This window comes from Stutzerimonas stutzeri (genome assembly GCF_000935215.1).
In the GTDB taxonomy this organism is placed as follows: Bacteria; Pseudomonadota; Gammaproteobacteria; order Pseudomonadales; family Pseudomonadaceae; genus Stutzerimonas.
Genome location: NZ_JXXD01000260.1, coordinates 1 through 12,295, shown reverse-complemented (window position 1 = coordinate 12,295; position 12,295 = coordinate 1). Strand labels below are relative to the sequence as shown.

Here is a 12,295-nt window from a genome sequence, read left to right as displayed (position 1 = left end):
GGAGAGGTCATGCAAAATGCCATGGCAATGCGGCATGATGCTCCGGTTTCAATTCAATAACCGTGTTGCACTCAGCTCCTGCAACCGCCGTTTTTATCAGCCTCGCCAAGCCGGGGAGATAACTGATGGCCATGGGGCTGACTTTAAAGAAGAGTGGATAACGACCGCGTGACCGCAACATTACAAATCTGTAATCGAGGATATGCGCGATTGCTTGCCTCTCAGATAACAAAATAGTAATTTGCCGCTAATCCTGCGGTCATCTGCAGGGAAGAACTTGCCTAAGCGCTAAAAAAAAGCGAAAGGCGTCATTTGAGCACTGACCTGCCGTACACCAGGAGCATCATCATGAGCAAAATGGCCGTTTTTTCACTAACAGCCCTTTCACTGGCATTGGGCAGCGCCCCGGTCTTTGCCCAATCGGAAACAGCGGAGGGCTTCATCGAAGGCAGCACGCTATCGCTGATAAATCGCAACTATTATTTCAATCGAGATTTTCGCGACGGTGAGAGTGCGACCGGCAATGGCTACTCTGAGGAGTGGGCGCACGGATTAATGGCCTTCTTCGAGTCCGGATATACTCAAGGCTCGGTGGGGGTCGGTGTCGACGCCTTCGCCATGCTCGGTCTCAAGCTCGATTCTGGATCAGGACGTTCCGGTGCTGGCGGAAGCGTCGATCTTCTCCCCTACAATAGCGCCGGCGATGCCGAGGATGACTTTTCTCGAGTAGGGGGGGCCGTGAAAGCACGGTTCTTGGGCACCGAGATCAAGGCAGGCGATGTATTTCCCGCTACTCCTGTCGTGCACTTTGGTGACGCACGGCTGCTGCCGGAGTCTTTCAAGGGGTTCACCGTTGTGAACAACTCGCTGGACAGTCTTACGCTTGCGGCCGGGCGCCTACACGCGATGAGCCAGCCCAATACCAGCAACACGAACGATGACTTCGTCACGTTTTATGGCGGTGCCGTCGACGCCCCTTGGCTCGGCTACGCAGGCGGCGACTATAGCGTCAACGAAAATCTCAGTCTTAGCCTGTATACCAGCCGCCTTAAAGATGCATGGAATCAGCATTACTTTGGTGTATCGGCCACTTACCCGCTTTCTGATGTCGTCGCGCTGCTGGGCACCTTCAACTACTACAAGGCAACCGATGAAGGCCGCGAGCTGTTGGGCGAACTCAACAACAACATATGGAGCTCCAGCCTGGGTGTCGCCTTCGGCGCGCACACCGTCACGGCGTCGTATCAGCGAAACAACGGTAACAACGACTTTGACTACCTGCGCCAGGCGGACTCGATCTACCTGAACAACTCCATCCAGTACAGTGATTTCAACTCACCTAAAGAACAGTCCTGGATGCTGCGCTACGACCTGAACATGGCGGGGTACGGCATACCTGGGCTTACTTTCATGACCCGCTACGCCCGCGGTTGGGGCGCCGATTACAGCAACGCGAACGAGGTGTACATGCGCCAAGACGATAACGGTGCGCCGCTGACCGGACAGAACCGCTGGGAACGCGACGTCGAAGCCCGCTACGTTGTACAGACTGGCTCTCTCAAGGATTTGTCTCTGCGGGTGCGCCAGGCTACCACGCGGGCGACTGCTTTCGAGTCCGACCTCGATGAGGTCCGATTCATCGCCGAGTACCCTCTCTCGATCTTGTGAAACACCATGAGCAACACCACATCTTCTTTAGTTTGCTCCCTTGGTTTGAAGATGTGTTTCAGGCGCCCATCAGGGCGCCTTTTTTCGTTTGGTGCACCCGCTCGCGCTGCGGGTCAACCAAATGACCGGTAGATTACAAATTCGCAAGATAGCCCTCACAGGGCTTTTACCGCGTTAAAGTGCTTCCCGCTTCCCTGGGCAGATCTTTTCGCCTCTGCCTTTCACGCTAGAGCCAAGCCGCTTTCGTCTTGACCTAGTTACTACATGGATTATTTTTTGGTTCCGCTTACCGCGCACCTCCTTGCCGAGTTACCTGAAAACATGCGCATCCTGGTTGTCGAAGACGAGATCAAAGCTGCGGAATACTTGCAACAGGGTCTTATCGAATGTGGTTACTTGGTCGATTGCGTAAGTGATGGCCTCGATGGATTTCACCTGGCACTGCAGAACGACTATGACATCGTGCTGCTAGATGTGAATCTGCCAACCATGGATGGGTGGGAGGTGCTCGAACTCATCAGGCGGCGTAAGCAGACACGCGTCATCATGCTGACTGCCAATGGCCGCTTAGAGCAAAAAGTCCGCGGCTTGGAATCGGGCGCCGACGACTATCTGGTCAAGCCGTTCCAGTTCCCCGAGCTGCTTGCCCGTATCCGGACACTGTTGCGGCGAGGCGAGGCAGTCGCACTTCCGAGCAACCTGCGTGTAGCCGACCTCGAACTGGACCCGGGCCGGCATAGGGCTTACCGGAGCGGTCAGCGTATCGACCTCACCAGCAAAGAATTTGCGTTACTGCATCTGCTCATGCGCCGGACTGGCGAAGTCCTCACGCGTACGGAAATAACTGCCATGGTGTGGGACATCAACTTCGACTGCGATACCAATGTGGTGGATGTTGCGATTCGTCGCCTGCGGATGAAAGTGGACGAACCCTTCGGCGATCGCCTGATACACACCATCCGGGGTGTGGGCTACGTGCTGGAGGCGCGGCCTTGAAGCCACTCAGCCTCGCATCGCGTCTCGCGCTACAAATCACACTTACCGGCGCCGCTTTGGTCGCGCTGCTGATTGCACTGAGCTACTGGGTACTGGTGCGCCAACTGGAACTGCGCGCCCAGGAGGAAGTGACGGCCAAGCTCTCGCAGATCGATCATGGACTCCTCGAAGACACCAAAGCCCGTATGGGCCGCTCCTGGCAACACGCACTGAGCGATACGGTACTCGGCCATGACAACCTTTCGATTACGGTCATCGGCGATACAGCGAAATCACCCATTTTCAGTATCGGCCGCTTCGCCAATGCGCCGCAGCAGCTGGATCTCGTGAGCAGGGACGGCGACTATCTTGGCTGGACAACGAAAGATCGCGTGCAGATGCTAACCGGGCGCAAGCAAATCCAAGTCCCGGGACTGGCTCCAATGACGCTTTTACTTTCGCAAGATCGCAGTGCCGATCAACGGCTAGTGGCTGCATTTCTGCGCTCGGCCTTAGTGACCGTGCCGATGCTACTGATATTGATCGGATTGGCTGGATGGCTAATCGCCCAAAATGGTTTGCGACCGCTGCGCAAGTTCCGGGCCTTGGCGACTAAGGTATCGACACAGGACCTATCACCCCGAATCCGCACCGATCGGCTTCCGCAAGAGCTCCAGGCATTGGCGCACAGCCTCAACGTAATGCTTCATCGACTCGATGACGGCGTTCAGCAACTGTCACAATTCTCGGACGATGTGGCTCATGAGCTAAAAACTCCGCTGAACAACCTGATAGGCAAGGCGCAGGTGACTTTGGTGCGTGAGCGAAGCAAGGAGCATTATCGGGAGGTGATCGAGTGGTCGGTTGAAGAACTCGAACGCATGGATCGAATCGTGTCAGACATGCTGTTTCTCGCCCAGGCCAGCCACGCCAGCCCAGCACTGAAGCTCGAACAATTATCCTTAGGAAGCGAGGCGAGGCGCGTATGTGAATACTTCGAAGTCCTTGCCGAAGAAGCGGGAGTCGCTACGACAGTAACGGGCGATGCCATGATTTTGGGAAATCGACTTATGGTCCAGCGGGCCATTTCCAACCTGCTATCCAACGCGCTGCGGCATTCAAATACTGGCAGTACGGTCGAACTTAAGATCCTTGAGGAGGACGTAGACATCGTCTCGCTGGCTGTCACCAATCATGGCGCGACTATCGAATCGGATCATCTCCCACATCTGTTCGACCGCTTTTACCGCGTTAACGGCATACAACCTCGCGGGGCAGGATTGGGGCTAGCGATTGTCCGCTCAGTGATGAACCTCCACAAAGGCCACGTGGCCGTCGCCAGCAAAGACGGTCGGACCACGTTTGAACTCACGTTTCCTCGGCAGGCCTGACTCAAAGTGATACCGCACGGAGACAGCCATCACTACGAAGGGGCAAAAACCACAGGGACAAACAACCATTTCGAGGGCATGCGCGTTGGCCGGGTAACCAGGCCCGCAAGCCCCAACGCCGTTCATTTAATGCATGCGTCCTCGCTAATTCCGGCGAGAATGCCGCAAGCCTCAACTTCCCGCCCATCGTTGCAATTAGCCCGCAGTGAAACGAGTTGTCGTTCGAGTGATTGCAGAGCGGTTATCTGGGATCTGACTTGAGAAATGTGATCATCGAGTAAGGCATTGACGGCCGTACAAGGCTGGCGAGGGTCATCCTGGTAGCTTTGGAGTGCGTGAATCTCTGGAAGTGACAGATTCAAGATTCGGCAGCGCCGGATGAAAGCTAGCCGCTCGCCATGCTTCTCGGTGTAGACACGATAGCCGTTCGCCTGGCGATCAGGCGGTGGCAACAAGCCCTGCTGCTCATAGAAGCGGATCGTCTGTGTATCAATCCCTACTAGCCTTGCTAACTGACCAATGCGCATCGCGCGAATCCTCTTCGGTTCTCTGCGTTATTGACCTTATGGTAGCTATAAGGTTTTTAATGATCCCATCTTCGATTTCAAGTGGAGCCGTATCATGAGCAAATCCGATGGCGATCGTTGCGGCTGCGATGCGACACCAGCCGCCGATGCCGGTGTGCAAAACCCTGCCGATACGACAGCACAATGGGTCAGTGTTTACGCCGTGCCAAAAATGGATTGTCCATCAGAAGAGCGAATGATCCGCTTGGCTCTGAGTGGTTTGGACGGAATTCGGAAGCTGACTTTTGATTTGTCGGACCGTCGGTTAGATGTCATGCATTGCGGTGCCGTTGAGCCCATAACCACAAAGCTGGCGACGTTAGGGCTAGGCGCCACTCTTCAGAAAACTGTCGCTGCCGACCCAGAGATGATCAAAGCCGCCGAGAATTCGGCGGACTCTACACAGGAATCCCGCTCCCTGCGTTTACTGTTAGGCATCAACGCCTTCATGTTCGTGGTAGAGATGACCGCTGGCCTGATCGCCAGGTCCACGGGCCTGATTGCCGATTCGCTCGATATGTTCGCTGACGCGGCAGTGTACGGCCTAGCCCTTTATGCAGTTGGACGTAGCGTCAGTCTGCAGGTGCGTGCTGCACACCTTGCTGGTGTTCTCCAGCTAATTTTGGCACTCGGCGTGCTCGTAGAGGTGATTAGGCGCTTTGTATTCGGTAGTGAGCCCGAGTCGCTGATAATGATCGCCGTTGCGTTCCTGGCATTGCTCGCCAATACGGGCTGTCTGCTGCTTATTTCCGAACACCGGGAAGGTGGTGCTCACATGAAAGCGAGCTGGATATTCTCCGCCAATGATGTGGTCATCAACATGGGGGTTATAGTCGCCGGAGCGCTCGTCGCTTGGACTGGGTCAAACTACCCAGACCTGATTATCGGTACCGTTGTGGGATTCATCGTTCTAAACGGCGCTCGGCGTATTCTGGCGCTCAAGAGCTAAAGAAGCTCCCGTTACAGAAAAAGGCGTCGTCATGCCTCTAAGCCATCCGGGTCTAGCGGCGTCAGCTAAAACTGGCGACGCCGCTTTAGCCGTTGGCGGATGGTGGGTATTGCAGAACGTGGGCTGCAAAGTCCATCAGCGAGACGAAGCCGCACTGATCGGCTTTTCCTTCACGCTGTAGGTGGTAGCCCCGCATGCCTTGCCCAATTGGACCAAGCATATCGGCTTGCAACGTGTCACCGATCATTGCGATAGCGGAGGCTTCGCAGCCAAGCTGTTCGATCATCTGACGATAGATTGCGGGCTCAGGCTTTATTGTCCCAACCTCAAAGCTCCATCCGTAAACATCGAACGACGGCAGTAACAGTTTGGCCGGAATCGCATATGGGGCTGCGAGATTGGAGCACAACGCGAGATTCAGGCCGGCGTCCTTTAGCTGATTTAGCGACTCCAACGCATCATCGAAAGGCGAACGCTGGCCAGCTCGGTGAAAAGGTCGCTTTCAAGGCTAGCTAACTCAGAGTTGCTCAACTGCGCACCGAAATAATCGGCAGCTCCAGCCAAGCCCAGATTTCGAGTCATCAGAGTCCGTGCGTCATCCGGCCTTGGTGTTTTGCCCTGAAGCCGCAGGTTCTGCATCAGTTGGCGGAAAGGATGGCGGCGCTCACCTATCTGGAGAAGCGTGCCAAACACATCGAAAACTACTGCTTGTATCATGCCGGTACCTCTACCGTTGGAGGCGAACCGCCCACCCGAAGAGCGATGCCGCCCCTCTCAGTTTTCTGAACTGGATTTCTTCAGAGGTGGCACGAAGAAGATGGGTCTTTGCGGGGGCGCTATCAGGATATCTGTCGACTTGATGCTTGTGCCTTTTCGACGCCTTGTTTTGCCGTTCTTGTCGACCGCCAGCAGATCACCGGTCGCGACAGCAATGTCGAGTGCCTGCTTTACGCGAAGCTCGTCAGCCATGGTGTAGTTGGTCAATCCGCTCATCAGGCCCAAAAAAGGTTGCCGTTCTACCTCGTAGACCTGTTTGGGCAAGAGCTCCGAAAGTTCTCCTCGGATGCGGTCATTGGTAGCATCGTCGAAATAATGCTCATCCAACAGCAAATCGTGCTGACCTGTCACGGCGATATCCCGATTGGCGTCGTAGCTGAAAAAGCTGGAAGGCGACAGCATATGGGAAAAGTTGTTGCCGTATTTCCAGTGGATCTTCTTCATCACATCGTTAGCGCGGTAGTTGTTCGCCAGATGGATAAACCAATAGGCCATCGGGTTGCTGCCGGCCGGACGAATGAAGAAGACGGTCATGTACTGGGCACCGCTTTCCTGCTTGATCCCCTCGGACAGATAGCGCTGGATCAGGTATTGCCAGCTCCGTGGCTGATGCGCCTTCAGCTGTTTAAGCATGTCCCATGGCACATGCTGATCCAAGCCGATATTTGCAATGGCTTTCCGGTTCGCTTGGCGGTCGGCTAGATACGTAACCAAAAAATCGACATTGAAGGTCAGCAGGACCTCGGCTTTGTTGAGATTCTGGAAAATCCATTTGATCTTAGGGAACGGCACATCGCCATACATCATGCCCAGCCCCGCAGCGAGGATTGCCTTTTTCCGAGCCGGCTGCATATCTCAGACCATCTATCCACTCGTCAATACGCTCGTATCGTCAAAGGTTGGGTGAAAGCCATTGGCCCTGATCCAGCCCTGTATGGCATTCACACAATAAGACGTACGAAGGCATCGCTGATCTATCGCAGGACGAAGAACCTGCGGGCAGTTCAACTGTTGCTCGGCCATACGAAGCTGGAGAGCACCGTTCGATATCTGGGGATTGAGGTCGATGATGCCCTAGAGATGGCGGAACAGACCGAGGTTTGACCATGCATAGCGACGGTCGAAGCCAGGCCGTCGCTAACCGGCCAATTGCAGTCGCTCACATCCTCAGAGTTACCACCCGGTAGCTACCGAGCCTGCCGCTCGGCTCTTGCTTCAAATAGGTCAGGCAATCGTTCGTCTATGGCCATCCAGCTAACACTTCCTGCGTAAAGACTGCGCTTCGCGGCAAGATCCCGCTCGCCACGACGTTTTCCAGGGTGGTCGCCGGATCGGCGACAAAGAACATTAGAACCAGTCCACGCTGGGCGCGAGTGCAGCAGACGTAAAGCAGTCGTAGCGTTCGGCTCCAAGTGTTTTCATCACCATCCAGTGCTCGCGCACGATCTGCAGCACGGGCCTCAGCACTTGCGAAGACACGCTCGTAGTTGTACGTTCGGTAGTCGCTTTCTTCCTCGTCCATCACCACCACGACGCGCTCGAACTGCGCTCCCTTCACGCCGTGCTGCGTGGCATAGGGGGAGCCTTCTGAGACATAGCGTTCATAGGGCCAAAGCTCTTGCGCAGAGCAATTGAAGAACTTGGCCATTGCCGCGTCCGAGGATAATCCTTCGGCCGGAACTGCATCAGCAGCCTCGGGCTCCTGAACGGCGTCAGCAACATCCCTGACAAACCCAAGAACACGCGCAAAGCGCACGTCGAACTCGAAAAGACCCGTGTCACAGAGATGGAGAGCTATGTCACCAATGGTGGTCCCTGCCTCGTCCAGCATGGCGACAAGTCTCAACACAGCAGCATGCAGCTCTCGCAACACATCCACCGCACGTTGGCCGGTCAGAGCCGCAGGCGCCAGGCGCGGGCTGAACTCCCGGAGCAGGTTCATCGCCGCGAACTCATTGCCGGCGTTCACAGCTGCAATGATCGGTAGCGCAAAATTTAGGAAGGGTCGAACGGGCCAGCCGGTGCCGTCCTGCATCCCCTGCTTCATGGCATCAGACGTCTTGTCGTTCAGCGCCGAGTAGATGCCGCCGAATCCGAGCCGGTTTGCGGCCATGCGGTGCACGATGACAAGAATCTTGACCGCGATGTCTGGGGTTGCCCAACCCTCGTCGTTGTTCGTCGCCGAGCTCCACGCCCGGACTCTTGCCAAGGCCTCGGTTCGGTTCAGCGTGTTCGGCAGGACGAACATCCGGGCCGACCCCTCCACCGGCTTGAGGCCCCCATCGCCCCTCTCGTGCAGCCCGCGGACTTGCTCCATGCCGTCGCCCTGCGCGCGCACGGCGTTGGCGACGTCAAGGATCTGCTTGGCGCAGCGAAAGTTTTCCGGCTTCGTGATGGCCCGCCAATGGTCTTCGAGCGTGATGTCCCCTGCGCCTCTCATGAAGATCGACTGCATTGGGTCGCCAAAAAAACCGAGGCAGAACTTGCCCCGCATCTGGGCTTCCACTTCCTTGAAAGACTTCACCACCCCCGGAAACGTGTCCTGACTCTCATCGATGAACACGAACGGGTAGTTCAGCGCCACGACCCGTCGGAATAGCGGGCGGTTTTGCAGCAGGAAGTCGGCGAGCTGAAGGATGTCTTCGTGGCCGAGGATGCCCTTGGCGTAGTCACTGCCCACGCCGTAGTTGAACGTCCTGACGCCGGCCACAGCCTCCAGGCTTCGGCCATAGCGCTCTTGGTCGGCCTTGTTCCTGTCGCGCGTGGTCTGCCGGACACGCGAGCTGTAATTCTCGAACGCTTCTTCCAGCTCGGAGATCCGCCTGCGGATGTCGTTCTGCAGCCAAACTTTGATGTCGGCCTGAAACGTCTTGGCAATAGACCAGTAAAAGCTGTGGATGGTCGAGACATGAACCAGCGGGTCATCGTTGACGTCCGCCAGGATTTCATTGGCAGCAAGGTCGGTATACGTGATGCACGCGACCTTCTGCTTCTTCGCCCGCATGCTGGCGCCGTGCTCCGACATCACCCAGTCCAGCGCCTTGATGAGGGAGGTGGTCTTGCCGGAACCTGCGCCAGCACGAACCACGAAGGGCTGCGGGGGCGTCGCGGCAATGCATGTATGGATCTCGCGGTCGGCGTCGGTATCTGGGCTATCAATTCGTCTGCTCATGCCGTCTGCCCTGGGGCAACAATGACAGCGACAACATCGGCTGCAGTCGGCTCAATAGTCGCGACCTCGGCGGCGATGGCGGCGTCCGCCTCAAGCTCGTGGGCCACTTTGGCTTCGAGCCAGGCCAAGCCCTCGGCGATGTACGCGGGAACCTTCCAGCCATTGAGCGGTCCGCTTGCGAGGACCTCCAGCGCAAAGCGGGTCTTGTCGAAGTTCTTGCCTACCACCCTATTGTGTAACTTCTCAGCCAGCTCTTCGGGACTGCTCGGTGCGCTCCTGAGCTTGAGGCCGACCGCCCGGTTGGCCTCAGCCTGGCACCAGTCCGCGTTCTCAAGGCCAAAGGCCTCCTCAAGCGTGCGGCCGCAGAGCTGCGATGTCGTCGCACCCACCGTCACCGAAACCTTGATCTGATAGGCCACCCGAACCTCAGCGCTAGAATCCTCAGCCAGCGACAGCGTCTTTTGCTCCGCCGTGACTTCCCAGAGTTCTGCCATCGACCGCTTCTTCGGGATCCAGCTGATGAGGGTTTGGTTGGACGTGACGGCACCTTCCACGTGTGCATGGCAGGTGCTGCCACGCTTCTTCGACTTCTTCTTGCCACCCGGTTCTGCTTCGTCGTCGTCTTCAAGCTCGAAGGGCTTCAGGTCGTCGTCCTCGTCATCTCCGTCGACGGTGCCCTCAGCACCTGCGCCTTGCGCGGCGGCCTTCTCGGCGTCCGTCTTGACCGTCACGCTGTCCAGATCCGTGATCACCAGCGTTGTGAGCCCAACGAAGGCGATCAGCTCCTGGAACTTATGCGCGAACGCGCCACCGACTTCAAGGATGGTTAGGGCGGAAGAACGCAGGCGCTTGGCCGCCACCTCGATCATTGCAGGCAGGAGCAGACGCTCGACGTTGCCTTCCACCAATATCACCGCGTCGGAAAAAAAGAGGTCGCAGTGTGTCAGCTTCAGATACCGCTGCAGGAATTCGCGCGCTGGAGCTTCGGACGCGCCCGTTTTGAATAGCGACAGATTGCGCACGTTCGTGTGATGGCCCAACTGGTCGCTGACGCGGCGGAAGTACCGAATGGGCGAGAATCCGCGTTCATAGAGGATGTGCGGGGAGTGCGTGGTGATGACGAGCTGCGTGTGGAAAAAAGTCGCGTGATCGTTAGCATCCTCAAGGAGGCGTAAAACGTTCCTGATGAAGACCTGCTGGATCTGCGCGTGCAGATGCGCCTCAGGCTCTTCAATGAAGACCAAATGAAGCGGAGCTCGCTTGTCCTCCTCGGCTTTCCACTGCTCGTGCAGGTCAAGCAGCTCAACCACCATGTAGACCAGGTTCTTAAACCCCAGGCCGTTGTAGCTGTCGGGCAGTTGAGCGGAAGCCACGCCCGGGATCACGTAGTGGACCTTGGCGTCTTGCCCCAGGACAGTGGTCGGATCCAAGGCCGCCCGAATCACGATCTCGGGATTGTTGACGCCCGGATAGCCGAGCTTGGCCAGGCGCTTGAGGGTGTCGCTGAAGACTTCCTTCAGATGGAAGTTCAGCTCTTTCTCCGAGGTATCGAGCGCCTTGAGAGCCGCATGGTCGTCGCCACGCTTCTCCAGGTTGCGGTGATAGAACCTGCTCAGGCGCCGCGACAAGCTCTCGGCGCGATCAGAGCTACCGGTATCCGGGTCATCGAGGTGCCGCTGCGCGCGCAGGAAGTCGACCCTCACCAGCGACTTGAGAATGGCCGCACCGCCCGGCTCCTTGCCTAGGGGTAGCGGCTCGTAGTCGGCCTCCTTTGCCTGATAGCCGACAAAAGCCCGCTCATCGAGCACGTAGTAGCGGAAGGTGTATTCCTTGCTCAGCTCCTTGGTGAGGTACTTCGTCAGGCTTTCCGGCCAAGGCTTGTACTCGCCGGCATCGGCCACCACCGCAGCCGCGTCTTCCGCGCCCGCCTCCACGGCTTGCTCCCCGGCAGCCTTGCGCTTGGCCGCAAGCGCGACAGCTGCGTTGTTGGCCTTCTCATGTAATTCATGGAACTTCCAGACGAGGTCGTGGGCATCCCGAGGCTCGAACGCCACCCGGATCCCGACGCACTTGCCGTCCCACTCAGTGCTCGGCAGCAGCGACATCGCAATGGCAAGGTCGTCTTCACCGACGCGGAACCAGAGATCCAAGAGGATGGACGGTAACCTTTTGGGCGCATCCTCATCGCCAGGGGGCGTCCTGCCGACCGCGTCGATCTCGGCCCACAGCGCCGCACTGAAGTCAAAGAGCTCGAACTTCTTCACTTCGCCGCGGAGCATTGAGTACAGGCCTTGGACGGCGGACGTCTTCCCGCTGTTGTTGGCGCCGACAAAGATAGAAATTTCGTCATCGAGCTCGATGACAACATCGCGCAGCCGGCGGTAGTTCTGCAGCCGATATGCCTGTAACTTCATGATCATCTCTTCCTAAGTGTTGCCGGGGCAGCTTGGTACTGAGCACGCCGGCCGGCAGCTTTCCTTTTAGCGCTCGCGCTTTTTCCCACTTGCTGAATCTAACAGCATCCATGTGCGGATGCCGAGATGAGACTTATATAGCGCACGCCATACTGACTCACCACGCTACACCTCCAGTCAGCACATCCACGCCGAAATAACGACGACCTTACCTATACATACATGCATCAGAGGGCTGGGTAATGGAGCGCCAAACGGTGCGTACTGAAAATGCCAGCGGAATCGTCAATGGCGTCAACGATTGGGCCGTGGAAACCATGGGCAACCAAAGTCCCCTTAGGGAAACTTATATGGACGCCTCCCGGAGCTCAATAGGTAGCCAT

Annotated in this window: 9 protein-coding genes and 2 pseudogenes; 5 read left to right on the top strand and 6 right to left on the bottom strand. The window is 57.1% G+C overall.

Going from position 1 to position 12,295, the window contains the following annotated elements; translation table 11 throughout:
- Positions 1-348 precede the first annotated feature (348 nt).
- From LO50_RS21465 to LO50_RS21455, 3 genes are all read left to right on the top strand, one after another.
- Positions 349-1,668: an OprD family porin gene (locus tag LO50_RS21465; protein WP_044316305.1), complete on the top strand. Its 1,320-nt coding sequence runs from the start codon at positions 349-351 to the stop codon at positions 1,666-1,668.
- Positions 1,669-1,989: 321 nt separating this feature from the next.
- Positions 1,990-2,664: a heavy metal response regulator transcription factor gene (locus LO50_RS21460; protein ID WP_044316307.1), complete on the top strand. Its 675-nt coding sequence runs from the start codon at positions 1,990-1,992 to the stop codon at positions 2,662-2,664.
- Positions 2,661-4,034 carry a heavy metal sensor histidine kinase gene (locus LO50_RS21455; protein WP_044316304.1) on the top strand — a complete coding sequence of 458 codons (1,374 nt, stop codon included), beginning with the start codon at positions 2,661-2,663 and terminating at the stop codon, positions 4,032-4,034. Before LO50_RS21460 ends, LO50_RS21455 begins: the two co-directional genes overlap by 4 nt.
- A gap of 122 nt (positions 4,035-4,156) precedes the next feature.
- On the opposite strand, the gene cadR is transcribed toward LO50_RS21455, so the two are convergent.
- Positions 4,157-4,561 (bottom strand): Cd(II)/Pb(II)-responsive transcriptional regulator, encoded by a 405-nt coding sequence (gene cadR, locus LO50_RS21450; protein WP_044316303.1) that lies wholly within the window; start codon positions 4,559-4,561, stop codon positions 4,157-4,159.
- 94 nt (positions 4,562-4,655) lie between these two features.
- Here cadR and LO50_RS21445 point away from each other — a divergent pair, with 94 nt between their 5' ends.
- On the top strand, positions 4,656-5,549 hold the full coding sequence (locus tag LO50_RS21445) for a cation efflux transmembrane domain-containing protein (RefSeq protein ID WP_044316302.1): 894 nt from the start codon (positions 4,656-4,658) through the stop codon (positions 5,547-5,549).
- An 85-nt stretch (positions 5,550-5,634) separates the two neighbouring features.
- Here LO50_RS21445 and LO50_RS25505 read toward each other — a convergent pair whose 3' ends face one another.
- From LO50_RS25505 to tcmP, 3 genes and pseudogenes are all read right to left on the bottom strand, one after another.
- Positions 5,635-6,003, bottom strand: coding sequence for an HAD family hydrolase (locus LO50_RS25505; protein WP_236690618.1), 369 nt, complete (start codon positions 6,001-6,003; stop codon positions 5,635-5,637).
- Entirely contained in the window at positions 5,991-6,266 is a 276-nt protein-coding gene (locus LO50_RS25500; protein ID WP_236690617.1) for a hypothetical protein, read from the bottom strand. Before LO50_RS25500 ends, LO50_RS25505 begins: the two co-directional genes overlap by 13 nt.
- Before the next feature lie 57 nt (positions 6,267-6,323).
- Positions 6,324-7,127, bottom strand: a pseudogene (gene tcmP / locus LO50_RS21435) (three-Cys-motif partner protein TcmP); the annotation flags it as partial.
- On the opposite strand from tcmP, the pseudogene LO50_RS24380 reads away from it, so the two are divergent.
- A pseudogene (locus tag LO50_RS24380) lies at positions 7,125-7,430 on the top strand (tyrosine-type recombinase/integrase); the annotation flags it as partial. The pseudogenes tcmP and LO50_RS24380 sit on opposite strands and share 3 nt — an antisense overlap.
- A 136-nt stretch (positions 7,431-7,566) precedes the next feature.
- On the opposite strand, the gene LO50_RS21430 reads toward LO50_RS24380, so the two are convergent.
- Positions 7,567-9,498: a UvrD-helicase domain-containing protein gene (locus tag LO50_RS21430; protein ID WP_044316301.1), complete on the bottom strand. Its 1,932-nt coding sequence runs from the start codon at positions 9,496-9,498 to the stop codon at positions 7,567-7,569.
- Positions 9,495-11,912: an AAA family ATPase gene (locus tag LO50_RS21425; protein WP_044316306.1), complete on the bottom strand. Its 2,418-nt coding sequence runs from the start codon at positions 11,910-11,912 to the stop codon at positions 9,495-9,497. Before LO50_RS21425 ends, LO50_RS21430 begins: the two co-directional genes overlap by 4 nt.
- Positions 11,913-12,295 lie beyond the last annotated feature (383 nt).